At 61.6% G+C, this 25,789-nt stretch carries 22 protein-coding genes and 1 pseudogene; 12 read left to right on the forward strand and 11 right to left on the reverse strand.

Annotation, left to right across the window (positions count from 1 at the left end):
* Window positions 1–68: 68 nt before the first annotated feature.
* On the forward strand, window positions 69–716 hold the full coding sequence (locus LOKVESSMR4R_RS07460; protein WP_087207129.1) for a class I SAM-dependent methyltransferase: 648 nt from the start codon (window positions 69–71) through the stop codon (window positions 714–716).
* A gap of 36 nt (window positions 717–752) precedes the next feature.
* Entirely contained in the window at window positions 753–2,618 is a 1,866-nt protein-coding gene (locus LOKVESSMR4R_RS07465; protein WP_157898154.1) for a glycosyltransferase family 2 protein, read from the forward strand.
* Between the two features lie 65 nt (window positions 2,619–2,683).
* On the opposite strand, the gene phoU is transcribed toward LOKVESSMR4R_RS07465, so the two are convergent.
* Complete coding sequence (gene phoU, locus LOKVESSMR4R_RS07470; protein ID WP_087207134.1) at window positions 2,684–3,388, reverse strand: phosphate signaling complex protein PhoU; 705 nt, start codon at window positions 3,386–3,388, stop codon at window positions 2,684–2,686.
* Window positions 3,389–3,463: 75 nt separating this feature from the next.
* A pseudogene (locus LOKVESSMR4R_RS07475) lies at window positions 3,464–4,512 on the reverse strand (ATP-binding protein).
* Window positions 4,513–4,677: 165 nt separating this feature from the next.
* Between LOKVESSMR4R_RS07475 and LOKVESSMR4R_RS07480 the strand changes: the two are divergent.
* Window positions 4,678–5,043 (forward strand): hypothetical protein, encoded by a 366-nt coding sequence (locus tag LOKVESSMR4R_RS07480; protein ID WP_237331931.1) that lies wholly within the window; start codon window positions 4,678–4,680, stop codon window positions 5,041–5,043.
* On the opposite strand, the gene LOKVESSMR4R_RS07485 is transcribed toward LOKVESSMR4R_RS07480, so the two are convergent.
* Genes LOKVESSMR4R_RS07485 through LOKVESSMR4R_RS07495 form a run of 3 tightly spaced genes read right to left on the reverse strand, consistent with a single transcriptional unit; the run spans window position 5,040 to window position 7,090 of the window.
* Window positions 5,040–5,561, reverse strand: a complete 522-nt coding sequence (locus tag LOKVESSMR4R_RS07485) for a gamma carbonic anhydrase family protein (protein ID WP_087207136.1) — start codon at window positions 5,559–5,561, stop codon at window positions 5,040–5,042. The two genes, LOKVESSMR4R_RS07480 and LOKVESSMR4R_RS07485, sit on opposite strands and share 4 nt — an antisense overlap.
* A complete protein-coding gene (gene gmk, locus LOKVESSMR4R_RS07490) occupies window positions 5,558–6,196 on the reverse strand; it encodes a guanylate kinase (protein WP_087207138.1) in 639 nt (212 codons plus the stop codon). Before gmk ends, LOKVESSMR4R_RS07485 begins: the two co-directional genes overlap by 4 nt.
* Window positions 6,197–6,199: 3 nt before the next feature.
* Window positions 6,200–7,090, reverse strand: coding sequence for a YicC/YloC family endoribonuclease (locus tag LOKVESSMR4R_RS07495; protein ID WP_087207140.1), 891 nt, complete (start codon window positions 7,088–7,090; stop codon window positions 6,200–6,202).
* 186 nt (window positions 7,091–7,276) lie between these two features.
* Between LOKVESSMR4R_RS07495 and LOKVESSMR4R_RS07500 the strand changes: the two genes are divergently transcribed.
* The gene (locus LOKVESSMR4R_RS07500) at window positions 7,277–7,966 is read left to right on the forward strand and encodes a PAS domain-containing protein (protein ID WP_087207142.1); all 690 of its coding nucleotides are present in this window, start codon (window positions 7,277–7,279) and stop codon (window positions 7,964–7,966) included.
* Here LOKVESSMR4R_RS07500 and LOKVESSMR4R_RS07505 read toward each other — a convergent pair whose 3' ends face one another.
* A complete protein-coding gene (locus LOKVESSMR4R_RS07505; RefSeq protein WP_087207144.1) occupies window positions 7,967–9,337 on the reverse strand; it encodes a class II 3-deoxy-7-phosphoheptulonate synthase in 1,371 nt (456 codons plus the stop codon).
* 161 nt (window positions 9,338–9,498) lie between these two features.
* Here LOKVESSMR4R_RS07505 and LOKVESSMR4R_RS07510 point away from each other — a divergent pair, with 161 nt between their 5' ends.
* The 8 genes from LOKVESSMR4R_RS07510 to LOKVESSMR4R_RS07545 all read left to right on the forward strand — a co-directional run bounded on the left by LOKVESSMR4R_RS07510 (window position 9,499) and on the right by LOKVESSMR4R_RS07545 (window position 19,809).
* A complete protein-coding gene (locus tag LOKVESSMR4R_RS07510; protein ID WP_087207146.1) occupies window positions 9,499–10,500 on the forward strand; it encodes a GlxA family transcriptional regulator in 1,002 nt (333 codons plus the stop codon).
* Window positions 10,501–10,514: 14 nt separating this feature from the next.
* On the forward strand, window positions 10,515–11,999 hold the full coding sequence (locus LOKVESSMR4R_RS07515) for a DUF1963 domain-containing protein (protein ID WP_087207148.1): 1,485 nt from the start codon (window positions 10,515–10,517) through the stop codon (window positions 11,997–11,999).
* Window positions 12,000–12,150: 151 nt separating this feature from the next.
* Complete coding sequence (locus LOKVESSMR4R_RS07520; protein WP_087207150.1) at window positions 12,151–13,335, forward strand: ABC transporter substrate-binding protein; 1,185 nt, start codon at window positions 12,151–12,153, stop codon at window positions 13,333–13,335.
* A 95-nt stretch (window positions 13,336–13,430) separates the two neighbouring features.
* Window positions 13,431–14,216 (forward strand): ABC transporter ATP-binding protein, encoded by a 786-nt coding sequence (locus tag LOKVESSMR4R_RS07525; RefSeq protein ID WP_087207151.1) that lies wholly within the window; start codon window positions 13,431–13,433, stop codon window positions 14,214–14,216.
* A gap of 37 nt (window positions 14,217–14,253) precedes the next feature.
* Window positions 14,254–14,967: an ABC transporter ATP-binding protein gene (locus LOKVESSMR4R_RS07530; protein WP_087207153.1), complete on the forward strand. Its 714-nt coding sequence runs from the start codon at window positions 14,254–14,256 to the stop codon at window positions 14,965–14,967.
* Between the two features lie 3 nt (window positions 14,968–14,970).
* Window positions 14,971–15,981 (forward strand): branched-chain amino acid ABC transporter permease, encoded by a 1,011-nt coding sequence (locus LOKVESSMR4R_RS07535; protein WP_087207154.1) that lies wholly within the window; start codon window positions 14,971–14,973, stop codon window positions 15,979–15,981.
* Window positions 15,978–17,282: a branched-chain amino acid ABC transporter permease gene (locus LOKVESSMR4R_RS07540; protein ID WP_087207156.1), complete on the forward strand. Its 1,305-nt coding sequence runs from the start codon at window positions 15,978–15,980 to the stop codon at window positions 17,280–17,282. Before LOKVESSMR4R_RS07535 ends, LOKVESSMR4R_RS07540 begins: the two co-directional genes overlap by 4 nt.
* Window positions 17,283–17,337: 55 nt before the next feature.
* Window positions 17,338–19,809, forward strand: a complete 2,472-nt coding sequence (locus tag LOKVESSMR4R_RS07545; protein ID WP_087207158.1) for a penicillin acylase family protein — start codon at window positions 17,338–17,340, stop codon at window positions 19,807–19,809.
* A 45-nt stretch (window positions 19,810–19,854) separates the two neighbouring features.
* Here the strand turns inward: LOKVESSMR4R_RS07545 and hflX are convergent, their stop codons facing one another.
* From hflX to LOKVESSMR4R_RS07570, 5 genes are all read right to left on the reverse strand, one after another.
* On the reverse strand, window positions 19,855–21,129 hold the full coding sequence (hflX, locus tag LOKVESSMR4R_RS07550; RefSeq protein WP_087207160.1) for a GTPase HflX: 1,275 nt from the start codon (window positions 21,127–21,129) through the stop codon (window positions 19,855–19,857).
* A 2-nt stretch (window positions 21,130–21,131) separates the two neighbouring features.
* Complete coding sequence (gene hfq / locus LOKVESSMR4R_RS07555; RefSeq protein ID WP_007204924.1) at window positions 21,132–21,365, reverse strand: RNA chaperone Hfq; 234 nt, start codon at window positions 21,363–21,365, stop codon at window positions 21,132–21,134.
* Between the two features lie 120 nt (window positions 21,366–21,485).
* Window positions 21,486–23,006, reverse strand: coding sequence for a TrkH family potassium uptake protein (locus LOKVESSMR4R_RS07560; protein WP_087207163.1), 1,521 nt, complete (start codon window positions 23,004–23,006; stop codon window positions 21,486–21,488).
* Window positions 23,006–24,382, reverse strand: coding sequence for a Trk system potassium transporter TrkA (gene trkA / locus LOKVESSMR4R_RS07565; protein WP_087207165.1), 1,377 nt, complete (start codon window positions 24,380–24,382; stop codon window positions 23,006–23,008). The genes LOKVESSMR4R_RS07560 and trkA overlap by 1 nt, the downstream gene beginning before the upstream one ends.
* On the reverse strand, window positions 24,379–25,782 hold the full coding sequence (locus LOKVESSMR4R_RS07570) for a sigma-54-dependent transcriptional regulator (RefSeq protein WP_087207167.1): 1,404 nt from the start codon (window positions 25,780–25,782) through the stop codon (window positions 24,379–24,381). The genes trkA and LOKVESSMR4R_RS07570 overlap by 4 nt, the downstream gene beginning before the upstream one ends.
* Window positions 25,783–25,789 lie beyond the last annotated feature (7 nt).

Here is a 25,789-nt window from a genome sequence, read left to right on the forward strand (position 1 = left end):
CCATCCGGGCATGAAATGATGTTACCACCGGGATGTTGTTTTGAACCAGTGCCGCAGGATAAGTTGTTATGACCAGTAAAGTGATCGGCGTTTTGCCCGGCAGTCCCGACCAAGACCCGCCGAAAAAGGCCCGCCGGATGTCCAAGGACAATGTCAGGCGCAAATTCCTCGAAAAACTGCCCAAAGGCGGCATTGCCGTTGAAATCGGCGTCTGGCAAGGCGCGTTTTCGCCCACGATCATCGAATTGATCGCGCCGGATAAATTGGTGCTGATCGACCCTTGGGCGCATATCGAGGATGACAGCCATGCCGAGGCTTTTGTCGGCCGCACCGGCAAGACCAAGATGGACAAGATATTTGACGGCGTGGTCAAGCAATTCGCCCCCGAAATCGCGGCGGGGCAGGTGGCGGTGATCCGGGATTTCTCGGTCCCGGCGCTGGCGCAATTCGCGGATCAGACGATTTCCTTTGCCTATGTCGATGGCGATCATTCCTATGAAGGCGTCAGCGCCGATCTGGCGGCATTGTTTCCCAAGATGAAACGCGGCGGGATCATGGCCTTTGACGATTACCACCGGCGCGGCTGGTGGGGCGATGGCGTGATCCGCGCGATCAATGAATTTCTGGGCGCGCATCCGCGTGATCTGCGCATCCGCGCGGTTGTCGGCGCGCAGATCGCGATCGAAGTGCTTGATCCGACCGACGCGCCCGCGTGACGCCAGCATCATGACATCGCCAGCCATGGGTGCCGCTTGCGTCTGATCGTTTCCACCATGAAGGACGAAGGCCCGTTCATCCTTGAATGGGTGGCGCATTATCTGGCGTTGGGCTTTGATCATTTCATCATCGCCAGCAATGATTGTTCAGATGGCACCGAGCGGATCCTGCAACGCTTGCAAGCCATCGGATTGGTGACCCATATCGACAATCCGGGGCCTTGGGATCAAGGGCCGCAGGCCAGCGCCTATCACCGCGCCATGGCCCATCCCAAATTCGCCGAGGCCACATGGGTGCTGGTCTGCGATGCGGATGAATTTCTGGATATCAAATGCGGCGATCACACATTGGACGCGCTTTTTGCGGCCTGTCCGGAGGCGAGTGTCTTTACCTTCATCTGGCAATTATTCGGCCATAACGGCGTGATCCAGTTCCGCGATCAGCCGGTGACAGCGCAATTCACCCGCTGCGCCGCGCCCCAGCAGATCCATCCGATGCAATCGCGCGCGATCAAGACGCTGTTTCGCAACAATGGCCATTACCGCCTGATTTCGACCCATCGGCCCAAAAGCATCCTGCCAAGACATGCGCGACAAAGCTATTGGGTGGACGGCAATGGCGCGCGGCTGACAGGTTTCGAACAGCAGGGCTGGGCCTTTCTGGGCACCGGTCAGGGCTATGGCGACGCGCTGGCGCGGATGAACCATTATGCGGTGCGCAGCATGGAATCCTATATGATGAAACGACTGCGCGGCGATGTGAACACGACCTCTTTTCATGGCAAAATGGAAAGCAGCGGTGAAATCTACTGGCGCTTGCATTGCTGGAATGATGTTGAAAATCATAACCTTGCGCAGCGAAGCGGCATTCTGGCGGCGGTGTTGGCGCGGTTGAAATCGGATGCTGTCCTGCTCCAGCTGCACCAGCAATCCGTCGCCTTTCACCAGGACCGCATCGCCGATCTGCGGGATCGGCCGCAATTCACCGCCTTTGTCACGAAATACGGCGATTATATGGGCGAGCGCAGGCATCTGCTCAAAGACAATGTGCTGACCGATCTTGATCAGGCCTATGACATCTCTACCTTTGACGCCGCCAAGGTTCTGTCGGATTTCCGGATCAGCAGATACCGCGAAATGCGCAAGCGGCGTCTGGTGCGCAAATGGCCCTGGTTTGCCGCCATGGACGCGCTGGAGACATCGACAGATCCCGCGGTTTTCAAACATATCGCCCAGGCTGGCGCGATCCCTGGCCCCCAGGCCGATCTGCCCAAGGCGCTGATCCAGGGCATTGCGGATGCCATCAGCGCCGCGCGCCCCCAAGCCCCCGCAACCCGCCGGTTTCTGGCGCAGGCCAGCACGCCGAAATGCCGGAACTGGCTGTTGATCGGGGGCAGGGACCGCGTCTTGATCGATGCCATTCTGGCCCGCGACGAGGTGGCGACATTGATCGTGGTTGACCCCTGGGGGTTTCGCGAGACCCAATTGGTCAGCGATCACATCATCGCCGATCCCGGCCGTCTGGCGCTGGATCATGCGTTTTTCCAGACCATCGCCATCTATGCTGATGCGCTGAAATCAGGCCGTTTGCGGATTGTGCGGTCCACGGCAGCCTCGGCCTTGAAACTGATCGAGGATCGCTCGCTGGATGTCGTGATGATCGCCGGCACCAAACCCGCAGGCCGCGTCATGCGGCTGATGGACCGCGCGACGCGCAAATTGCGCAAAGGCGGTCGGTTGATGTTCAACGGATATCGTATCCACAGCAATAATGGCCGCGAAATGATTGCTGCCATTCACAAATTCGCCGCCGCATCACCCGGTAACTGGCGCTTTATGGCCGCGCATGGGCCGCATCTGGCGCTGGAACGGCTGCCAAAGCGGTCGCAGGATGATGGCTAAGTTAACATAATACTTATTATGCGCCTTATTGATGCCCGGACAGGGCCGCGCCATCCGCCGCCCTGTCACGCCTCCGAGACATAGGATGTGCGGTCGCCTTTGGGTCGCGCCTCTTCGGGCATGACGCCGGTGACCAGATAGATCACCTGCTCGGCCATATTGGTGGTCAGATCGCCCATCCGTTCGATATTCTTGGCCATGAAATGCAGATGCATGCAGGCCGTGATATTGCGCGGGTCTTCCATCATGAAGGTCAGGAATTCGCGAAACAGCGCATTATACATCTGGTCGACTTCCTGATCGCGCTGGCGCACTTCTTCGGCCAGCGCCACATCGCCGCGCACATAGGCGTCGAGCGTGTCTTTCAACATGCCTTCGACCTCGCGCGCCATGCGGCGCAAAGCGGCGTCCGATCCGCTGACGGGTGGCATTTCGACCAGCACGCTGGTGCGTTTGGCGATATTCTTGGCGTAATCGCCGATCCGTTCCAGCGAAGCAGCCAGCCGCAGCACGGTCAGGATGGCGCGCAGATCCTTGGATACGGGCGCACGCAGCGCGATGGTGCGCGCGGCCTCTTCGTTGATCTGTTCTTCCAGCGCATCGATCACCTTATCGGCCTTGCGCACCACCTCAGCCAATTCGACATCGCGTTCGCCCAGCGACCGGGCCGCATTCATGATCGCATCCTCGACCAGCCCGCCCATCTTGACGATCAGCGTCGTGATTTCTTCGAGATCACGGTCATAGGCAGAGGAGATATGGTCATTCATCGCGGACTCCTGTGGGGAAAGATTCCATCGCTCGCACGGCGGATTGCTCGCTTTTGTGTCAATTGTGTAAATGTTTTATGACACCATTTCCACCGGCAAAAACACCGAGACCCGCGTGCCCTGTCCCAGCTCGCTTTCGATCAGCAGATGGCCCCGGTGCCGGTTGATGATATGTTTGACGATGGCAAGGCCCAGCCCGGTGCCCCCCACCTCGCGCGAGCGGTGCGTATCGACACGGTAGAATCTTTCGGTCAGCCGCGCGATATGATGCGCGGCAATACCGTCGCCCTTGTCGGTGACGCTGATCTGCACCCCCTGCCCGCGCAGCCGCAGATGATTGGTTGGTTCATGCAGCGCGACGATCAGCACCTTGCCGCTGCCGCCGTATTTGATGCCATTCTCGATCAGATTGGCAAAGACCTGCGTCAATTGCCCCGCATCGCCCGGCACGCGTAGCATCTCTTGTGCCAGATCCAGCCGGACCGTGACATCGGCGGCGGCGGCCTGCGGTTCCAGCCCCTTGATGACCGAGGCCAGCAAGCCGCAAAGATCGACCAATTCGCGCGGGCGGACGCGTTCATCCTCTTCCACGCGACTGAGCGAGAGCAGGTCATCGACCAGCCGCGTCATGCGTTCGGCCTCATGCGCCATGATCCCCAGAAACCTTGCGCGCGCCGCCGCGTCATCACGCGCCGCCCCGCCCAGCGTTTCGATGAACCCCAGCAAGGCAGTCAACGGCGTGCGCAATTCATGGCTGACATTGGCCACGAAATCGCGCCGCATCTTGCCGACATCCTCGGCCGCGCTTTGATCGGCAAAAGACAGCACGATATCGCGCCCCGCCGCAACGATATGCACCAGAAACGGCGTGTCCTTGTCCCGTTCGCGCGCCACGAACCGCACCGAGACCGCCCCCCCACAGCCCTGACCCGCGCGATCGCATCGATCACGCCGGGCTGGCGCAGCGCGGTGATATGGTGTTTGCCGGTCAGGTCGCGGCCCAGAATAGCATCCAGCGCGGGGTTGGTGGCACGAATGCGTTCATCCTGGCCAATCACCAGCACGGGCATCGGGATGGCGGCGATCAGCGCCGGGATGGTTTCGGTCAAGACGGGCCCTTTCATCTGTTTGACTGCTGTAGTGCGATCTTGATACCACACAGGCAAGAACAAATCTTGCCGGTGCAATCTGCGCGACAGGCCGGGTCACGATATGCTAGGTTTGTATCAAATACGTTAGATGGTTGAGAGGGCCCAAGGTTTTGCGGCGTCCTCAGGGTAATGGTGTTGATGATGAATGGCGCAGATGCGGCCTGCCTGCAGGGCATAGATATTCTGGTTGTCGGGGATCTGGATCAATGGCAGGCAAGTGGGCGATTGCGCGGGATACCGGCGGGTTGCGCCTATCTGGGGATCGCCCAGCTGACGCCTTTCACGCTGCGCCGCTATGCGCCCGCGCTGGTGCTGTCGCCCTTGGTCTGTGACGGGTTTGATGCGGTGGATGTGGCGCAACGCTTGCAGGCGGCGCGCTATCAGGGCCTTTACCGGGTGATCGCCGATGATTTGCCCGATGCACAGATCATCCGCAATGATATCCGCAACGCCGCCCCCGATCTGAATTTCGATCTGTTGGTGCTGCCGCCTGCCAGCCCCTAAAACGCGCGCAGATCCTGCCGGAACCGTGCCGCGTTTTGCTGATATTGCAGCGCCGAGGCTTGCAGCCGCGCAATAGCCGCCGCATCCAGGCTGCGCACCACCTTGCCCGGTGCGCCCATGACCAATGATCCGTCGGGGATCACCTTGCCTTCGGTCACCAGCGCCCCTGCCCCGATCAGGCAATTGTCCCCGATCACCGCGCCGTTCAACACAACGGCCCCCATGCCGATCAGGCTGTTGGCGCCAATGGTGCAGCCATGCAGCATCGCCTTATGGCCAATGGTACAGCCCGCGCCGATCACCAAAGGATGGCCCATATCGGTATGCAGGACGCAGTTTTCCTGAATATTGCTGCCTGCGCCGACCGTGATCATCTCATTATCGCCGCGCAGCGTGCTGCCGAACCAGATCGATGCCCCCGCCGCCAGCGTGACCCGCCCGATGATATGGCAACCGGGCGCAATCCAGGCATCATCTGCGATCACGGGTTCCAGATCGCCAAGCGCATAAAGGCTCATGTCAATTCTCCGAATTGGGCTTGCAGGCTGCGGACATGATCCACCAGCTGCGGTTGCTGGCTGCGGCGCAGCCGTTCGGCGCTGATGATGGTTTTCAGCGCATTTTCCGTCGCGTCGATATCGGCATTCACCAGCACATAATCATAGCCGTCCCAATGGCTGATTTCATCCCAGCTTTTCTGCATCCGCTTTTCGATCACCTCGGCGCTGTCCTGGCCGCGTGTGACCAGACGGCGGTGCAATTCGGGGATCGAGGGTGGCAGGATGAAGATCGACAGCACATGCGGGCTCAGGCTGGAATTGCTGATCTGCTGCGCGCCCTGCCAATCGATATCGAACAAGACATCGCGGCCGGCTTCAATCGCCGCCTGCACCGGTGCCTTGGGAGAGCCGTAATAATTGCCAAAGACTAGCGCATGTTCCAGCATGTCACCCGCCGCAACCTGGGCCTGGAAATCATCCTTGCTGACAAAGCAATAATCGCGCCCGTCCAGTTCGCCTTCGCGCGGGGGCCGCGTGGTGGCGGATACCGAAAAGCGCAGGCTGTCGTCCCACTGGCGCAAGCGCCCCGCAAGCGTCGATTTGCCCGCACCCGAAGGCGAGGAGAGGATGATCAAAAGGCCGCGGCGCTGCATGGTTTACTCCACATTCTGGATCTGTTCGCGCATCTGGTCGATCACCGCCTTGAGATCAAGGCCGATCGCCGTCAAAGGCGCTGATTGCGCCTTGGCGCATAATGTATTGGCTTCGCGATTGAATTCCTGCGCCAGAAAATCCAGCTTGCGCCCGGCGGGCTGGTCTTGCGCCAGCAGCGCCTGGGCGGCGGCGACATGGGCGCGCAGACGGTCGATTTCCTCGGTCACGTCGGATTTGACCGCGATCAGCGCCAGTTCCTGGGTGATCCGCGCGGGGTCGGTTTCGGGTACACTGTCGGTCACCTTTGCCAAGGCTGCGACCAGTGCCGCGCGTTGCTGGGGTGCGCGGTCTGCGGCGGCCGCTCCGGCCAGATCGGTCAGATCGGCGATCTGTGCCAGCTGCGCGGCAATGACAGGATGCAGCGCAGCACCTTCGGCGGCGCGCATCTGCAGGAAATCCGCCAAAAGCGCGCTGAAATCCTGCGTCAGCGCCGCCACCAGATCGGCGCTGTCATCGCCCGCCACGGCCGCCCCCAGCACGCCGCGTTGCGCCAGCACATCGGCGGCGGTGGGCTGCGCCAGCGTGACCCCCATCGCAAAGGCGCGTTCCTGCACGATATCCAGCGCCTTGAGCACAAAGGCCAGCTGGGTTTCATTCACCGCCAGCGTGTTTGCAGTTTCATCCCGCGTCAGGCGCAGCGCCACATTGATTGATCCGCGCGCGATCATCGGGCTGATCGCGGCCCGGATGGCCCGTTCCAACCGATCCAGCCCATCGGGCAGCCGCAGCCGCAGATCCAGCCCGCGCGCATTGACCCCGCGCATGTCCCAGACCCAGCTGACCGGCCCCAGATCGCCGGTTCGGCTGGCAAAGGCGGTCATGGAACGGATCATTGCGGCACCTCTTGTTGGCCCTGTCCCCTTACGGGAAAACCACCGCTTGGGGCAAGTCTGCTGTCACGGCACATTAACCCGTTAACACTTTGTTAAGTGAATCCATCGGTAACTTGGTCTAGGGTGGCCCTATGTCACGAGTATCCGCCCTTTTGCCGGGCATTTGTTAACAAGGTCGAGGTGTCCATGTCCATTCATCACGACAGTTCCGGTCATGGTCACCACGGCCTGCCCGGGGCTGGTCATCCTGTTCTGCGCAATCTTGAAACCTATTGGCAATCTTTGCGCCATGCGCGCCATATCCCCGCGCGCAACGATATCGCGCCGCATGGGATCGACGCGGCGCTGCCCTATGCGTTCATCCTGCAACGGGTCGCCCCCGGCGTGGCGCGGATGCGCGTGGCCGGGCAGAAGATCCACAACCTGTTATGCATGGATGCGCGCGGCATGCCGATCAGCGTGCTTTTCGCGCCCGACAGCCGCGACCAGCTGCGCGATCTGGTGGAAACCGCCTTTGCCCAGCCCGCCATCGTCGCGGCCAGCCTGATTTCGCCCGCGCAAAGGTTCCGCCCTGCCCTGTCCGCCACGATCCTGTTGCTGCCCTTGCGCGATGAAAAAGACCAGACAAGCCGCATCCTGGGCGCGCTGGTCAGCGATGGCGATAATGATGACAGGCCGCGCCGTTTTGATCTGGCCCCGGGCCGGGCGCTGCGGATCGAGCGGCTGGCAATCACCTTGGCCAGCAGCCAAAAGCTGCCAGATCCGGTCCCGGTGACAGCGCCGGTTTCGGCCCCTGTCACAGCATCAGGGGCGGGCCCAAGCCAAAGGCCGGACGCAGAACGCCCGGCCTTGCGATTGGTCGTCGATAACAGCTGATCAGCTGGCCTTGGCCTGTGCCAGCTTGTTGCGGCGTGCGGATAATTCCTCGGCCACCAGAAACGCCAGTTCCAGCGATTGCGACGCGTTCAGCCGCGGATCGCAGGCGGTGTGATAACGGTCCGACAGATCCTCATCCGTGACCGCGCGCACGCCGCCGGTGCATTCGGTCACATCCGCGCCGGTCATTTCGAAATGCACGCCCCCCGGGATCGTGCCTTCGGCATTATGGACGCCAAAGAATTCCTTGACCTCGCGCAGGACCGATTCAAAGGGCCGGGTCTTATAGCCGGTCGAGGATTTGATCGTATTGCCGTGCATCGCATCACAGGTCCACACGACATTGGCGCCCTCTTCCTGCACCGCGCGCACCAGCCGTGGCAGATGATCGCCCACCTGCCCCGCACCAAAGCGCGCGATCAGCGTCAGCCGGCCGGGTTCATTGCCGGGGTTCAGCGAAGCCATCAGCGCCTTCAGATGGCCGGATGTCATGCTGGGGCCGCATTTCAACCCGATCGGGTTCATCACGCCTTTACAAAATTCAACATGCGCGCCGTCTGGCTGGCGGGTGCGATCCCCGATCCAGATCATGTGGCCAGAGCCGGCCAGCATCTTGCCGGATGTGGAATCAAGGCGGCACAACGCCTCTTCATATTCCAGCAACAAGGCTTCGTGGCTGGTATAGAAATCCACGGTCTGCAATTCGTGGTTGGTGTCGGTGCTTAGCCCGGCGGCCTGCATGAAATCCAGCGTATCGCTGATCCGGCTGGCCATATCGGAATATTTCTTGACCTCATTGGCATCGGTAAAGCCAAGGGTCCATTTGTGAACCTCGTGGACATTGGCGAAACCACCGGTGGAAAAGGCGCGCAGCAGGTTCAGCGTGGCGGCGGCCTGTAAATAGGCCTGCAACATGCGGTCGGGGTCGGGATTGCGCGCCTCTGGCGTGAAATCAAAGCCGTTGATGATATCGCCGCGATAGCTGGGCAGTTCCACACCGTCAAAGGTTTCGGTCGGGGCCGAGCGCGGCTTGGCCATCTGGCCTGCCATGCGGCCAACCTTGACCACCGGCACTTTGGCGCCATAGGTCAGCACCATCGCCATCTGCAACAGCACTTTGAACGTGTCGCGGATACCATTGGCGGAAAATTCCGCAAAGCTTTCGGCGCAATCGCCGCCTTGCAGCAAAAACGCCTCGCCACGGCTGACGGCGGCCAGCTGCTTGGTCAATTTGCGGGCCTCGCCTGCAAAGACCAGCGGCGGATAGCTGGCAAGACGCGCCTCGACAGCCGCGAGTGCGGCGGGGTCGGTATAAGCGGGCATCTGGACCCGTGGCTTTTTGCGCCAATCCGTTTTCTGCCAGTCGGTCATGGTCTTGCTCCATCATCTGCGGTACCGTTGCGCGGTATAGCCTGCACCGCCGTCAAGGCCAATCCGAAACTGCGCCGTCCTTTCAAAATTGCCATTTGCCCCTTGTCGCGGATGTCGAAAACTGATGATGTCCGCCGACACCTGAGCCAGAGTAACAGCCCATGAGCCAAGCGCCGCAAATCATCGACGTCGGACCGACCGGCAAACCCCGTCGCTTCGTCTTCGTGCTGATGGACCAATTCACCATGCTATGCTTTGCCTGCGCGGTCGAAAGCCTGCGCATCGCGAACCGCACGGCGGGCAAAAAGCTTTATGATTGGGTGATTATCGGCGATGGCGGCGATGTGGCCTCTTGTTCGAACGGCTGCGCCTTCAAGCTGGAATCGGATCTGGTCGAGCTGGACCGCGACGATACGATCATGCTGTGCGGCGGGATCAATGTGCAAAAAGCCACCACCAAACGCGTGTTGAACTGGCTGCGCCGCGAGGCACGGCGCGGGGCCACCGTGGGCGGGCTTTGCACGGCGGGGTATACGATGGCCAAGGCCGGGCTGCTGGACGGCAAACGCGCGACGATCCATTGGGAAAATCAGGATAGTTTCATCGAGGAATTCGAAGAGGTCACGCTGACCAAATCGGTCTTTGTGGTGGATGGCAACCGGATCACCACGGCGGGCGGCACCGCCTCTATCGACCTGATGCTGAAACTGATCGCGGATCATCACGGCGAGGAATTGGCCAATGCGGTCGCCGATATCCTGATCTATTCCTCGATCCGCACCGATCAGGACACGCAGCGCCTGTCGATCCCGACCCGGATCGGCGTGCGCCATCCCAAATTGTCCCGCGTGATCCAGCTGATGGAAGGCAATATCGAGGAACCGATCAGCCCGGCGCTGCTGGCCCGCGATGTCGGCATGTCCACGCGCCAGCTGGAACGTCTGTTCCGCCGCTACCTGTCACGCAGCCCGAAACGCTATTACATGGAATTGCGCCTGCAAAAAGCGCGCAACCTGTTGATGCAGACCGATATGACGGTGATCAATGTGGCGCTGGCCTGCGGTTTTGCGTCACCGTCGCATTTTTCCAAATGCTACCGGTCGCATTATGACACGACCCCCTACCGCGAACGCGGCAGCCATGCGGCGCGTCTGTCAGTCTGAAAGGATCGCGGCGGATGGCACAAGGCCTTGCGCAGCAGCTGCCGCTTCGGGTTGCGGGGCTGACCAGCACCGGCGTGGCGGTCTATGGCGGCGGGCTGGGGCATATCGGCTTTTTGCTGGGCGGGTTGGGCATTGCGGGCATCGCGGCCTGGTATCTGTGCCGCCCGCCTGCCCTGCCCGCCCCGCCACCACCTGCCCCGCGCGAACCGGTGCTGCCGCCTGCCCCCGATCACGCCTATCTGGACACCGCCGCAGCGCATGATCTGACCAGCGGGGTGGCCTTTGCCGCGCAGATCAACGCGCTGGCGCCGCGGGCCAAGCTGCCCGTGCTGGGCCAGGCCGATCTGGCGCGGCTGGCGGCGGTGATCGACGCGCGCCAGCGCAAGAAAGCCCTGTTTCGCATGGCCCCGCCGATCGCCGTGATCCGCCAGCCGCGCCAGGGCATCGACATCACCCGCGCCGGGCGCAGCTGGCTGGGCGGGCTGCCGCAATTGGGCGGCGCGCCATGGCCGCGCGGGGCGCAGGATCAGCCGCTCCAGCATCTGGCACAGATCGCGCTGGACGATCTGCCCGCCCATCAGCTGCCGCCCGCGCTGCCGCGCCAGGGCAGCCTGTGTTTCTTTGCCAGCCCAATGCCCGGCGGCGATCTGGCGCATAAAGTGCTGTATATCCCGCCAAAGCGGCAGATGACCCCCGATCACCCCGCCCAAACCGCCGCCGCGCCGGTGCTTGCGCGCTGGCCGGTCGGGTTTCATCCGCTGCCCGCCCATGACAGCGCGGCCGCCATGGCGCTGGCCTTTGCCGATGACAAAGGCGGCGTGCCGGATGTTGATATCCCCTGGCTTTGGGATAGCGCGCAACGGGTGGTCCGCTCGCTGGTGCTGGCCGAAAAGGACATCCCCCGCACCATCGCAGAGGCCCGCACCCGTGTCGCCGATCACGGCGACAGATATGCCCCCGAACTGGATTTTCTGATCCAGAATGAACCCGCCTTCCGGCGCTATGTGCAGGCGGCGGTGCACTGGGTTGCGCAGCACGCGCCTTTCACGCCGATGGCCCCGGATGATGTGGCATTGCTGGAAGCTTTGTTCGGCCAGATCAGCACAAGGCCGCATCGCCAGCCCGGTTTCGCGCTTTTCTACCGCTATTCGCGCGGCCAGATCACGCGATTGCGCGCGGCGCGCAGGGCGACGCTGTTGACGCTGGCCCGCGCGGAGCCGGCGATCTATGACCTGCTGCCCGCAGCCGTCAAAACCGAACTGGACGCCCACCACCGCCTGCCCGCACGGGGCCAGTGGCACCAGATGTTTGGCCGCCCGGCGGACGGATCAGACAGCATCGGCGCGCATGAACATGACCATATGCTGCTGCAATTGCAGGCCGACCCGCTGCTTGACTGGGGCTGGGGCGACAGCGGGGTGATCCGGTTCTGGATCAGCACCGAGGATCTGGCGGCACGGCGCTGGGACGCGGTCGCCGTGACCTTGCAAAGCCCATGAGCCGGGCCTTGTGCCTGCTTTTGCGGCACGGGCCAATTTCCCCCGATCATCCACGTCTTAAGGCCAATTGCCTTTGCGTTCCGGCTTTCCTTTTGGAAACGGCCTGCTAATCTGCGCGCTAGGATAAAAAGTCCGATTAAGGGAGACGACAATGAAAAAATTGATGATGGCCACCACTGCCATGACATTGATCGCTGGCGGCGCTTTTGCGCAGGACGTCAAGATCGGTATCGTTCTGGGCTTCACCGGCCCGCTGGAATCGATCACGCCAGCCATGGCCGCCGGTGCCGAACTTGCCATGGCCGAAGTCACTGAATCCGGCCTGCTGCTGGATGGCGCAACCGTGACATCCGTGCGCGCGGACAGCACCTGTATCGACGCCAGCGCCGCAACCGCCGCGGCCGAACGTGTGGTCACCTCTGACGGTGTGACCGCGATCATGGGGGCCGATTGTTCCGGCGTCACCGGCGCGATCTTGCAAAACGTCGCACGGCCCAATGGGATCGTGATGATCTCGCCTTCTGCCACATCGCCCGGCCTGTCCACCGCCGAGGATGACGGCCTGTTCTTCCGCACAGCACCGTCTGATGCGCGTCAGGGCGTGATCATCACCAATATCCTGCAGGACCGTGGTTTTGATACTGTCGCCGTGACCTATACCAACAACGATTACGGCAAAGGTCTGGCCGATGCGTTCCAGGCCGAATTCGAGGCTGCTGGCGGCACCGTGACCATCTCGGCGGCGCATGAAGACGGCAAGGCCGATTATTCCGCCGAAGTCGGTGCATTGGCCGCTGCTGGCGGTGAAGTGCTGGTTGTCGCCGGTTATGTCGACCAAGGCGGGTCCGGCGTGATCCGTGCCGCGCTCGACACTGGCGCGTTTGATACGTTCTACCTGCCCGATGGCATGGTCGGCTCGGTGCTGAATGACCGTTTCGGCGCGGAATTGAACGGCACTTTCGGCGCCTATCCCGGCACTGACAGCCCGGGTGCTGCGCTCTTTGTCACCATGGCCGAAGGCGCGGGTTTCGATGGCACCAGTGCGTTTGCCCCCGAATCCTATGATGCGGCAGCGCTGATCATGCTGGCGATGGCCAAGGCCGGGTCCAGCAATTCGGCCGATTTCAAGGACCATGTCTTTGACGTCGCCAATGCACCGGGCGAAGTGATCTATCCGGGTGAACTGGCCAAGGCGCTGGAACTGATCGCCGCTGGTCAGGACGTCAATTACGAAGGCGCATCCGCCGTCGAATTGATCGGACCCGGCGAATCCGCTGGCAATTATCAGGAAATCGAATTCGTGGATGGGGTCTATTCCACCATCGGGTTCCGTTGATCTGACCGGATCATGACCTTGACGGCGCGGGGCCAGTCCCCGCGCCGTTTTTTCAAAGCAAGACGGGCGATAACGCCCGCGCGCGGGGAGCTAAAATGATCGTCGTTGAAAATCTGGTGAAAACCTTTGGTGGTTTTCGCGCTGTCGATGGCGCATCCTTGCGCATCGAACAAGGGTCGATCACCGGCCTGATCGGGCCGAATGGTGCCGGAAAAACCACGCTATTCAATGTGATCGCGGGCGTTCTTCAACCTACATCTGGCCGCGTGACCATGCTGGGCGAGGATATTACCGGCCTGCCGCCGCATGAATTGTTTCACAAGGGCCTGCTGCGCACCTTTCAGATCGCGCATGAATTTTCATCTATGACGGTGCGCGAAAACCTGATGATGGTCCCTGCCGGCCAATCGGGCGAAACGCTGTGGAACGCCTGGTTCGGCCGCAAGCGGATCGCCGATGAAGAACGCGCCCTGCGCGCCAAGGCCGATGAGGTCATCGAATTTCTGACCATCGAACATCTGAAAGACGAACGCGCGGGCAACCTGTCGGGCGGGCAGAAAAAGCTGCTGGAACTGGGCCGCACCATGATGGTGGATGCCAAGATCGTCTTTCTGGACGAGGTTGGCGCCGGTGTGAACCGCACCCTTTTGAACACGATTGGCGATGCGATCATCCGGCTGAACAAGGAACGCAATTACACTTTCGTCGTGATCGAACATGACATGGATTTCATCGGACGGCTGTGCGATCCGGTCATCTGCATGGCCGAAGGCCGTGTTTTGGCCGAGGGCACGCTGGCCGAAATCAAGGCCAATGAACAGGTGATCGAGGCCTATCTGGGCACCGGCCTGAAAAATAAAGACAAGGTAGCTGCGTCATGAATATCTGGATGCCCCCTCTGGCGGAGATCGTAACAAAGTGACCGAACCTTTCCTGATTGGCGACACCATGACCGGCGGTTATGGCAAAGGCCCCGATATTCTGCACGGCTGCACCATTGCCGTCGAAAAGGGCGAAATCGCCGTGATCGTCGGCCCCAATGGCGCAGGCAAATCCACCGCGATGAAAGCCGTGTTCGGCATGTTGAACGTCAATAGCGGTGCGGTGCGGCTGGATGGTGAAGACATCACCCATCTGACCCCGCAACAGCGCGTGGTCAAAGGCATGGGTTTTGTGCCGCAGACCTCGAACATCTTCACCTCGATGACGGTCGAGGAAAACCTCGAAATGGGCGCTTTTATCCGGCGCGATGATTTCAGCGATACGATGGCGCAGGTCTATGAGCTGTTCCCGATCCTGAAGGAAAAGCGCCATCAGGCGGCGGGCGAATTATCGGGTGGCCAGCGCCAGCAGGTCGCCGTGGGCCGCGCGCTGATGACCAAGCCCAAGGTGCTGATGCTGGACGAACCCACCGCAGGCGTCAGCCCGATCGTGATGGATGAACTTTTCGACCGTATCATCGAGGTTGCCCGCACCGGTATCCCGATCCTGATGGTGGAACAGAACGCGCGCCAAGCGCTTGAAATCGCAGACAAAGCCTATGTGCTGGTCCAGGGCCGCAACGCCCATACCGGCACCGGCAAACAATTGCTGGCCGATCCCGAAGTCCGCCGCAGCTTTTTGGGGGGATAGGCTATGGATGTCATCAATGCTTTGGTCGTGCTGGCCAATTTCGTGATCGTGCCGGGGCTGGCCTATGGCGCGCAGCTGGCGCTGGGGGCGCTGGGGGTCACGCTGATCTATGGGATCTTGCGGTTTTCCAATTTTGCACATGGCGACACGATGGCCTTTGGCACTGCGATCACGATCATCGGGACCAATGCGCTGATCGCCGCCGGTATCACTTTTGGCCCGCTGCCCACCGCGCTGATCGCCTTGCCGCTGGGGATCGCGGTCACGTGCCTTTTGCTGCTGGGCACCGATTGGGCGGTCTATAAATTCTACCGCAGCAAGAAAGCCGCGCCTGTGATCCTTGTCATCGTCTCGATGGGCGTGATGTTCGTCATGAACGGGGTCGTGCGTTTCATCATCGGGGTTGGCGATATCAATTTCGCCGATGGCGAGCGTTTCGTCGTCACCGCGCGCGGGTTCCGCGAAGCCACTGGCCTGGCCGAGGGGCTGGCGATCCGCACCACGCAGGTGATCACCGTTGTCGTGGCCCTGTTCGCCATGGCGCTGTTGTTCTGGTTCCTCAACAAGACCCGCACCGGCAAATCCATGCGCGCCTTTTCCGATAACGAGGATCTGGCGCTGTTGTTCGGCATCAATCCCGATTGGGTGGTCAAGGTGACATGGATGATCGTCGCGGCCTTGGCCACCACGGCGGGCGTGCTTTACGGATTGGACAAATCCTTCAAGGCATTCACCTATTTCCAGCTGTTGCTGCCGATCTTTGCCGCCGCCATCGTCGGCGGGCTGGGCAGCCCTTTGGGCGCCATTGCCGGGGGCTTTGTCATCGCCTTTAGCGAGGTCACCGTGACCTATGCCTGGCGGCGCGTCGTGGCCTATCTGCTGCCCGAGGATATGGCCCCAGAGGGTCTGTTGCAGCTGATGTCCACCGATTATAAATTTGCCGTCAGCTTTGCGATCCTGATCGTGGTCTTGCTGTTCAAGCCGACCGGCCTGTTCAAAGGGAAATCCGTATGAACCCCGCTATTCGCTCCCCGCTGCTGTTCGGTTTCGTCGCCATCCTGATGATCGGGACCGGCCTTGTGCAGGGCTGGAATTCGGCCTTGCTGATCCTCAATATGGGGCTGATTTCCGCGATCATGGCGCTGGGGGTCAACCTGCAATGGGGCTTTGCCGGGCTGTTCAACATCGGGGTGATGGGGTTCGTGGCCCTTGGGGGTCTGGCTGCCGTGCTGATCTCGACCCCGCCAACGACGGGTGCTTGGGCCGCGGGTGGCCTGAATATCGTGATCGGGCTTTTGCTGGGGGCGGCCACGGTGATCGGGGCGATCCTGGCGCAAAGCCGGATGGCGCCGGGCCGCGTGCGCAACCTGACGACGCTGGCCATTCTGGTGGTCGGTTTCTTTGTTTACCGCGCTGTGTTTGATCCGGGCGTTGATGCGATCGAGGCGATCAACCCATCGGTCAGCGGCAATATCGGGGGGCTGAACCTGCCGGTGCTGCTGTCCTGGCCTGTGGGCGGTCTGCTGGCTGCGGGGGCCGCATGGATCATCGGCAAGACCGCATTGGGGCTGCGGTCGGATTATCTGGCCATTGCCACGCTGGGCATCGCGGAAATCATCATCGCCGTGCTGAAAAACGAAGATTGGCTGTCGCGCGGTGTGAAAAACGTGATCGGTCTTGACCGGCCCGTCCCCTTTGAGATCGAATTGCAGCAAGACCCGGGCTTTGTCGAACGCGCCGTGGGGCTGGGGCTTGATCCGGTGACCGCCTCGGGGATCTATACCAAACTGGCCTATTCGGGGCTGTTTGTCGTGGTGCTGCTGATCCTGCTCTGGATGGCACAGATGGCGCTGAAAAGCCCTTGGGGCCGCATGATGCGCGCGATCCGCGACAATGAAACCGCCGCCCGGGCGATGGGCAAGGATGTCACCGCACGGCATTTGCAGATCTTCATCCTCGGATCCGCGATCTGCGGGATCGCGGGGGCGATGATGACCACGCTGGACGGGCAGCTGACGCCCGGCAGCTATCAGCCTTTGCGCTTTACCTTTCTGGTCTGGGTGATGGTGATCGTCGGCGGTTCGGGCAATAATTTCGGCGCGGTGCTGGGCGGTATCCTGATCTGGTGGCTTTGGGTGCAGGTGGAACCGATGGGGCTTGCCTTGATGCAACTTCTGTCCAGCGGGCTGGAAGATGGCAGCGCCTTGCAGACACGGATGATCGACGCGGCCGCCCATATGCGCCTGTTGACCATGGGGCTGCTGATGCTGATCGTGCTGCGGTTCAGCCCACGCGGGCTGATCCCCGAACGCTGACTTGTTCTTGGCCCCCGCCTTGATAGAAAGGCGGGGGAAATGAATAGGGTATTGCATGTTCACGTTGTTTCGCTGGGCTGTCCGTCTGACCACGGCCATGATCGTGCTGGGGGTCGGCCTGGCCGTGCTGGCCTGGTATTTCGCCACAAGGTCCCTGCCCGATTATAACGCCACGACCGCGGTCGCAGGCATCGCCGCCCCGGTCGAGATCGTGCGCGACAATGCCAATGTGCCGCATATTTTCGGGGCAAGCGATGACGACGTGTTCTTTGGCCTTGGCTATGCCCATGCGCAGGACCGGCTGTGGCAGATGACCATGCTGCGCCGCACGGTGCAGGGGCGGCTATCGGAACTTTACGGCAGCCGCACGCTGGGCATTGATAGCGTGCTGCGGCGCTATGATCTTTATACGGCGGCCACCGCGTCAGTCGCGGCGCAGGATGCGCGCACGCTGGCAGCACTGAATGCCTATGCAGCAGGTGTGAACGCCTGGCTGGACGAGGTGAACACGGGCGCCCTGGGCCGGGGCGCGCCGGAAATGTGGCTGTTCAACCATCCCATTGCCCCCTGGCAGCCCGCCGATTCCATCGCAATCTTGAAATTGATGGCGCTGCAATTGACATCAAGCCTGGAAAACGAGGTTTTGCGCGCAAGGGTCTCGCTGGTGATCAACCAGGACCGGCTGCGCGATATCCTGCCCGATGATCCGGGCAGCGGTGTGGCGGCCCTGCCGTCCTTCGCCGCATTGGTGCCCGGTGTCGCGCCGAACCAGCCCGGCACGCGCATGGCCCATGATCCGCTGATGCCGGTGCCGCAGCGGGCTTTTGCGGGGGCGTCGAACGCCTGGGCCGCCAATGCGACGCGGTCTGCGACGGGATCGACCCTGCTGGCCAATGACCCGCATCTGGGGCTGACCGCACCCAGTATCTGGTTTCTGGCGCGGCTTGACCTTGCGGATGGCGGCGTGATCGGTGGCACAATCCCCGGTGTACCGGTGGTGCTGACAGGGCGCAGCGCCAATCTGGGCTGGGGGCTGACCACGGCCAATGTCGATGATCAGGATGTGTTTCTCGAAGAGGTGAACCCCGCCAATCCCGCCGAATATCGCGGGCTTGATGGCTGGGAAAATTTCCGGACCCGCGATGCGATCATCACCGTCAAAGATGCGCCCGCCGTCACGATCCGCCTGCGCTGGACCCAGAACGGGCCGGTGATGCCGGGGGATCAATTCGATCTGGGCACGATCACCCCCCCCGGCCATGTCACCGCCATCGGCTGGACCGCGCTATCGCCAGCGGATACGTCAATGTCGGCGGCCATGGCGCTGATGCGCGCGCGCAATGTCGATCAGGCGATTGCGGCGGGGCAATTGCATGTCGCACCTGCGCAGAATATCACGCTGGCCGACCGCAACCGCGTGGCGATGCAGACCATCGGTGCCATGCCGATCCGCGATGCGGCGCATCAAAGCCAGGGGCGCTATCCCAGTTTCGGCTATCTGCCGCAAAACCGCTGGCAAGGCATTTTCCCCTATGAAGACAACCCCCGTTTCGTGAACCCCGCAGGCGGGATCGTCGGCAATACCAATAACAAGATGATCGACCGGCCCTTTCCGCGCCATGTATCCTTTGACTGGGGCGACACCCAGCGCGTGATCCGCTGGCGGCGGTTGATGCAGGCGCGCGAGGTTCATACCCGCGACAGTTTCATCGAGGCGCAGCTGGATAGTGTCAGTTTCACCGCGCGCACCTTGCTGACCTTCATGGGGGCCGATCTGTGGTTCACCGGCGATGCCGCCCCTGACGGCACGCCCGAACGCCGCCGCCAGATCGCGCTGGAATTGCTGGCCGCCTGGAATGGCGAGATGAACGAACATCTGCCCGAACCCTTGATCTATGCCGCTTGGGCACGGGCCTTTCAGGCGCGGGTGATCCGGGACGAGCTGGGGCCGCTGGCGGCCGAATTCACCCATCTGGACCCGGTGTTTCTGGAACGGATTTTCCGCGATATCGACGGCGCATCCATCTGGTGCGACGTGATCCAATCCGCCCCGGTCGAGACCTGCGCCGATATCGCGCGCCAAGCGCTGGACGAGGCGCTGATCTGGATCACCGAGACCCAAGGCAAAGCGGTCGAGGCTGTCCGCTGGGGCAATGCCCATGAGGCGATGCATGATCATCCGGTGCTGGGCACGACCCCGATCCTGGGCTGGATCGTCAATATCCGCCAATCCACCAGCGGCGGCGATAATACGCTGATGCGCGGCCGCACCCGTGGCACCGGCCCTGCGCCGTTCCAGAATGTGCATGCGGCGGGTTATCGCGGCGTTTATGATTTCGCCGATCCCGATAGTTCGGTGTTCATTTCCGCCACCGGCCAATCGGGCCATCCGCTGTCGCGCTATTACGACAATCTGGGCGAATTATGGCGGCGCGGTGAATATATCCCTATGTCGCTCGACCCCGATCTGGCCCGTGCGGCGGCTGTGGGTATCACGACATTGGTGCCGGTGGAGAGCGCGGAATAGAACTTTTATGCCTCCGGCGGGGATATTTGGGCTCGGAAGATGATGTTACAGGCGGTTGAACCGTTCCTGTTGCAGCGCGGTCCACAGCACTGTCATCCGGTAACCGTCTTCTGTCTGCTGGTCATCGGTGACGATGCCGGCCTCGAAGAGCCAGGCGCGTTTGCGCCCTTCGGCGAAGGTCAGGGTCAGGACCTGTTCTGCGCGCGGGTCTTTGAGCTTTTCAGGGATCGCGGCCAGCAGGGCGGCCATGCCTTCGCCATTTAGCGCCGAGACCGCGAAAAGATCCTCGGTGCGCGCGGCCTGATTGACGCGGCTTTCATAGGCTTCGCCTTGCAGCAGATCGACCTTGTTCCAGACCTCGATCAGGGGCGCGTTTTCGGCGACGCCCAGTTTTTGCAGGATCGCCATGACATCGCGCGCCTGTTCCTCGGTCTGGTCATGGCTGATATCGCGGATATGCAGGATCAGATCGGCGTCGAGCACTTCTTCCAATGTGGCGCGGAAGGCGGCGACCAATTCGGTCGGCAGATCAGAGATGAACCCCACCGTATCGGACATGATCACCTCGTCGCCCGTGGGCAGGGTGATCTTGCGCATCGTGGGGTCAAGGGTGGCGAAAAGCATATCCTTGGCCAGCACATCCGCGCCGGTCAGCATGTTGAACAAGGTGGATTTGCCCGCATTGGTATAGCCCACCAATGCCACGATCGGGAACGGCACTTTGGCGCGGGATGCGCGGTGCAGCGCGCGGGTTTTACCCACCTTTTCCAGCTGGCGGCGCAGACGCACCAATTGATCGTCGATGGCGCGCCTATCCGCCTCGATCTGGGTTTCGCCGGGGCCACCCACAAAGCCAAGCCCACCGCGCTGGCGTTCAAGATGGGTCCAGGCCCGCACAAGCCGGGTGCGTTGATAGGACAAAGCCGCCATTTCGACCTGCAACACGCCTTCGGAGGTGCGCGCACGGTCGCTGAAGATTTCCAGGATCAGCCCGGTCCGGTCCAGCAGTTTGACCCCCCAATCCTTTTCCAGATTGCGCTGTTGCACGGGCGTGACCGGCCCATCGACCAGCACCAGTTCCACATCGGCCGCCGTCAGCCTGTCCTTGAGTTCTGCAATCTTGCCTTTGCCGAATAATTTGCCCGCATGCAATTTTGGCAGGCGCACGATCTCGGCGCCGACGACATCAAGGTCGGGCAAGGCCGCGGCTAGCGCCACCGCTTCGGCCAGCGCCGGCACCGGGGCGCGGCGGCTGTGATCGGATTTCAGTTCAGGGTGCAGCACCCAGGCCCGCGTGACGGGCTTGTCGTGTTCGAGCAAAGCTATTCTTCGCCTTCATAAAGGCTGATCGGCTGCGCTGGCATGATCGTGGAAATCGCGCTTTTATAGACCAGCTGTGATTGACCATCGCGGCGCAGCAAGACGCAGAAGCTGTCGAACCAGGTGATCACACCCTGCAATTTGACACCATTCACCAGAAAGATCGTGACCGGCACCTTTGTCTTGCGGACATGGTTCAGAAATGCATCTTGCAGGTTTGCTTTATCGGCGGCCATGACGACATCCTTTGTCATTTTTCTTGTTTTTATGGCCGTGCTCCGGCCTTGCGGTCTGGCTGCCAGTATGTCGTGCCGGGCACAGAGTTTCCAGCCCCAAAAATGCAAAGCCCCCCGCGCCTAGCGTTGCCAGATCTCGGGGTTGAAAAGTGCGATGATCGCCAGCGTCTCGAGCCGGCCCAGCACCATGGCCCCGGCCAGCACCATCTTGGCGGCATCGGGCAGATCGGCATAGAAAATGGGCGTTTCGGCGGCAACCACGGCCAGCGGGCCGGTTGTTGACAGGGCCGCAACGGTCAGGACCATGGCAGTTTCAAACGCCACGCCGGTCAGCGATAAAAGCAGCATCACCGCCGCGATGCTGATCGCGAAAAGCATGAAGAACACCCAAGAGATATGCGCGCCCTGTCGCCGGATGCGCCGCGCATCGCGCCCGCCGCCGCCCACCGATGAGGGCGACAGCAACCGTTCCTGTTCGCGTTCCAGATGCCGGAACAGCGCATAGATCCGCAGCAGTTTCACCCCGCCGGCGGTGGTGGCCACCCCGCCCCCGATCAGCGCCAGCCCGATCAGGAACAGCCCCGGCGTGGACAGCCGCGACCAATCTGTCGCCGCGCCCCAATATTGCGATTCAAACCCTGTCGTCGTCAGGAAAGAAGTCACCGAAAACAGCGTCCCCCAAAGCGCGCTGAGCATGTCGGGCAGGTTGAAATCGGCCTGCCCTTCGCTCGCACCGAAGAAATGCCGCAAGAACAGCGCCGCCGTCGCCAGCCCGATCAGCACCAGCGCGGTCTTGAATTCGGGATCATGCCACAGCCGCTGGCGGCGTTCCCCTGCCAGCCCGCGCGAAAAGGTCAGCCGCGACAGGGCAAAGACGAAAAACGCAAAGATCAGCAATTCGCCAAGAAAGCCCGAGGCCGCGAAAGCCAGCCCGCCAATCGGCGTGATCCCCGATGTGGACAGCACCGCCATCGCATGGGCCAGCGCGATATAGGGCCGCTCGCCCAGGATCACCAGCCCGATCCACAGCATCGCGGTCAGCCCGGCATAGACCGGCGTCAGCGCCAACGTATAGCGCACCAGCCGTTCAGACGGGTCAGCGACCGCGCCGATCTGGGTGAAACTGCCGGTGGCCCCGCGCCCGACGGCGGCGGTGGCGCGGACCTCGAAGCCGCCAAGGTTCATCGGGGCAAAGATTGACACAGCCGTGATCCAGACCAGCAGCCCGCCCAGCCAGCCCACCATCGACCGCCACAGATGCTGCGAGGGTGTCAGATCAGCCCCGCCCGGATAGACGCTTGCCCCGGTGGTGGTGAAACTTGACACCATTTCGAACCAGGCATCCAGAAAGCTGGTATTGCCCACCGCCTCGTAGAAGGGCAGCGCGAACATCAAGGGCAGCACCGAAAAGGCGGCCAGCAAGCCGATCAGCTGGCTGCGCGCGATATTGGCGGGGGCATAGCCCGACATGGTCAGCCCGATCAGCAGCGTCAGCACCGAAAACAGGATGAAGCCGTAGAAAAACACCCGCATCGTGGTGAAATCCTCGACCACGGCGGCATGGGCGGCGGGCAGCAGCATGGCGATGGCGCCCAGCCCCATCAGCACCACAAAGAACGGAAGGCGGATGATCCACTGCATCAGAAAAAGTCGATACTGACCTGCAACAGCCGTTCCACCTCTGGGACATCGGCGGTCATGGCGAAAATGGCGATGACATCGCCTTCTTCGATCCTGGTCTCGGCGGTGGGGCGGATCACCTTGCCTTCCTTCATCATGCCGCCGATCAACGTGCCTTCGGGGAAATCGATATCCTTGATCTTCTGGCCCGCGATGGGCGAGGTGCTGAGAACCTGCGCCTCGATCACCTCGGCCTCGGCATCGCCGATGGAATAGACATTGCGCACCCGGCCATGCCTAATATGGCGCAGGATGGAACTGACCGTCGTGGCGCGCGGGTTGATATAGGCGTCGATATCCAGCGGCCCCATCAGCGGCACCAGCGTCGGGTCATTGACCAGACAGATCGCCATGGCACAGCCCATTTCCTTGGCGCGCACAGCGGCCAGCAGGTTGGTTTTATCGTCATCTGTGACCACCAGCACGGCATCGGCATTCATGATCCCGGCCTCGTCCAGCAGCGCGGTATCCAGCCCGTCGCCATGCAGCACAATGGTCCGGTCGAGCGCATCAGCGGCGCGTTCGGCGGCGGTGCGGTCTTTCTCGACCACTTTGACGCGGACCCGTTCAGAACGCGATTCCAGCGCCAGCGCCACGCCAAGCCCGACATTGCCGCCGCCGATAATGACGATCCGTTCCTGTTTCGACTGCGTCTTGCCAAAGATTTCCAGCGTGCGGTTCAAATCCTCGGTATGGGTGAACAGATAGCATTCATCGCCCGCGAAGATCTGATCCCCGGCAGAGGGAACGAACAAGCGCCCCTCGCGGCGGATGCCCACGACAATGGCGCGCAGGGTCGAAAACAGATCCGTCAGCTGGCGCAGCGGCGTGTTGATCACGGGGCAATCATCGGCAATCGTGATCCCCAGCAATTGCGCCCGCCCGTCTAGAAAACTTTCGGTATCAAAGGCGGCAGGGGCGGCAAGGCGCTGCAAGGCGGCCTCGGCCACTTCGCGTTCGGGGGAAATCACCACATCGATGGGCAGATGGTCCTTGCGGTAAAGATCGCCGTAGGCGGGGTCCAGATAGGTCTGCGCGCGCAGCCGCGCGATCTTGCGCTGCACGGCAAAGACCGAATGGGCGACCTGACAGGTGACCATATTGACCTCGTCCGAATAGGTGGCGGCGATCACCATATCGGCATCGCGCGCCCCTGCCCGTTCCAGCACATCGGGATGGCTGGCAAAGCCGGTCACGCCCTGCACATCCAGCGTATCGGTGGCACGGCGCACCAATTCGGGGTTGTTATCCACGACGGTGACGTCGTTTTGTTCGCCCGACAGATGGCGCGCGATCTGCCACCCGACCTGCCCTGCGCCGCAAATGATGACTTTCATGCAAGATCACCGTCGATATAGGCGACACGGCCGCCCGATTTCGATGTGGTCACCACGCCCAGCGATTTAAGCTTGCGATGCAGCGCCGAGCGTTCCATCCCCACGAAAGAGGCCGTGCGGCTGATATTGCCGCCGAACCGGTTGATCTGGGTCAGCAGATATTCGCGTTCGAACAATTCGCGCGCCTCGCGCAGGGGCAGCGTGGCCAGCCCGCCTGCCAGCACGATCCGGCCGGAATCGTCGGTGTTTTCCTCGGTCGAGGGCAATTCGCGCGCGGAGATGTCACCGCGACTTTCACCAAGGATCAGAACACGTTCCATGACGTTCTTCAACTGGCGCACATTGCCCGGCCAATGCATCGTCTGCAACAGCGCGCGCGCATCATCGGCCAATTTGCGCAAAGGCAGCCCTTGGGCCGTGTTGAACAGCGTGATGAAATGTTCCGCCAGCACGGGGATATCCTCGCGCCGTTCTTCCAGCGACGGGACCGCGATGGGCACGACATTCAGGCGGTGATATAATTCCTGCCGGAACACGCCTGCCACGATCGCGGCTGAAAGATCGCGGTTGGTGCTGGAAATCACGCGCAGATCGACCTGCACCTTATCGGTGCCGCCCACGCGCTGGAACCGCTGATCCACCAGAACCCGCAGGATTTTCGACTGCGTGCCCAAGGGCATATCGGCGACTTCGTCAAAATAGATCACCCCGCCATTGGCCTCTTCCAGCAGGCCGGGTTCGATCCCGCGGCCCGCATCCTCGCGGCCGAAAAGCACCTCTTCCATGCGGTCGGGGGCGATGGTGGCGGAACTGACGGTCACGAAAGGCGCATTGGCGCGGGCGGAATTGGCATGGATATAGCGCGCGGCGATTTCCTTGCCCGCACCCGCAGGGCCGGTCAGCATCACGCGGCCATTGGATTTCGTCACCTTGTCCAGCTGCGATTTCAACATCCGAAAAGCCGCACTTTCACCGATCATTTCGGCATGGACACCCTCGCCACGTTTGAGTTCGCTGTTTTCGCGGCGCAGGCGCGCGGTTTCCATCGCGCGGCGAATAACGACCATCAACTGGTCGATATTAAACGGCTTTTCGATGAAATCATACGCCCCCTGCTTGATCGCCGCGACCGCGATCTCGATATTGCCATGCCCCGAGATGATCACGATCGGCACATCGGGATGGTCGCGTTTGACGGTCTTGAGGATATCGATCCCGTCCATGCTGCTGTCTTTGAGCCAGATGTCGAGGATCATCAGCGCCGGCACCTCTGCCGCGATCTGCGCCATGCATTCATCCGACGTGCCCGCCAGCCGCGTGGTGAACCCTTCGTCGCGCAGGATATCGGAAATCAATTCCCGGATATCGCGTTCGTCATCTGTGATCAGGATATCGCCCATATCGTCC

This window comes from Yoonia vestfoldensis, assembly GCF_002158905.1.
Classification (GTDB): domain Bacteria; phylum Pseudomonadota; class Alphaproteobacteria; order Rhodobacterales; family Rhodobacteraceae; genus Yoonia; species Yoonia vestfoldensis_B.

Coding starts and splice junctions, on each gene's coding strand:
- LOKVESSMR4R_RS07540 (WP_087207156.1), top strand. CDS start 15,978: ATGAACCCCGCTATTCGCTCCCCGCTGCTGTTCGGTTTCGTCGCCATC.
- LOKVESSMR4R_RS07510 (WP_087207146.1), top strand. CDS start 9,499: ATGAGCCAAGCGCCGCAAATCATCGACGTCGGACCGACCGGCAAACCC.
- LOKVESSMR4R_RS07515 (WP_087207148.1), top strand. CDS start 10,515: ATGGCACAAGGCCTTGCGCAGCAGCTGCCGCTTCGGGTTGCGGGGCTG.
- LOKVESSMR4R_RS07480 (WP_237331931.1), top strand. CDS start 4,678: ATGATGAATGGCGCAGATGCGGCCTGCCTGCAGGGCATAGATATTCTG.
- LOKVESSMR4R_RS07560 (WP_087207163.1), bottom strand. CDS start 23,006: ATGCAGTGGATCATCCGCCTTCCGTTCTTTGTGGTGCTGATGGGGCTG.
- trkA (WP_087207165.1), bottom strand. CDS start 24,382: ATGAAAGTCATCATTTGCGGCGCAGGGCAGGTCGGGTGGCAGATCGCG.
- hfq (WP_007204924.1), bottom strand. CDS start 21,365: ATGGCCGCCGATAAAGCAAACCTGCAAGATGCATTTCTGAACCATGTC.
- LOKVESSMR4R_RS07520 (WP_087207150.1), top strand. CDS start 12,151: ATGAAAAAATTGATGATGGCCACCACTGCCATGACATTGATCGCTGGC.
- phoU (WP_087207134.1), bottom strand. CDS start 3,388: ATGAATGACCATATCTCCTCTGCCTATGACCGTGATCTCGAAGAAATC.
- LOKVESSMR4R_RS07570 (WP_087207167.1), bottom strand. CDS start 25,782: ATGGGCGATATCCTGATCACAGATGACGAACGCGATATCCGGGAATTG.
- LOKVESSMR4R_RS07525 (WP_087207151.1), top strand. CDS start 13,431: ATGATCGTCGTTGAAAATCTGGTGAAAACCTTTGGTGGTTTTCGCGCT.
- LOKVESSMR4R_RS07500 (WP_087207142.1), top strand. CDS start 7,277: ATGTCCATTCATCACGACAGTTCCGGTCATGGTCACCACGGCCTGCCC.
- LOKVESSMR4R_RS07505 (WP_087207144.1), bottom strand. CDS start 9,337: ATGACCGACTGGCAGAAAACGGATTGGCGCAAAAAGCCACGGGTCCAG.
- gmk (WP_087207138.1), bottom strand. CDS start 6,196: ATGCAGCGCCGCGGCCTTTTGATCATCCTCTCCTCGCCTTCGGGTGCG.
- LOKVESSMR4R_RS07545 (WP_087207158.1), top strand. CDS start 17,338: ATGTTCACGTTGTTTCGCTGGGCTGTCCGTCTGACCACGGCCATGATC.
- LOKVESSMR4R_RS07495 (WP_087207140.1), bottom strand. CDS start 7,090: ATGATCCGTTCCATGACCGCCTTTGCCAGCCGAACCGGCGATCTGGGG.
- LOKVESSMR4R_RS07535 (WP_087207154.1), top strand. CDS start 14,971: ATGGATGTCATCAATGCTTTGGTCGTGCTGGCCAATTTCGTGATCGTG.
- LOKVESSMR4R_RS07460 (WP_087207129.1), top strand. CDS start 69: ATGACCAGTAAAGTGATCGGCGTTTTGCCCGGCAGTCCCGACCAAGAC.
- LOKVESSMR4R_RS07485 (WP_087207136.1), bottom strand. CDS start 5,561: ATGAGCCTTTATGCGCTTGGCGATCTGGAACCCGTGATCGCAGATGAT.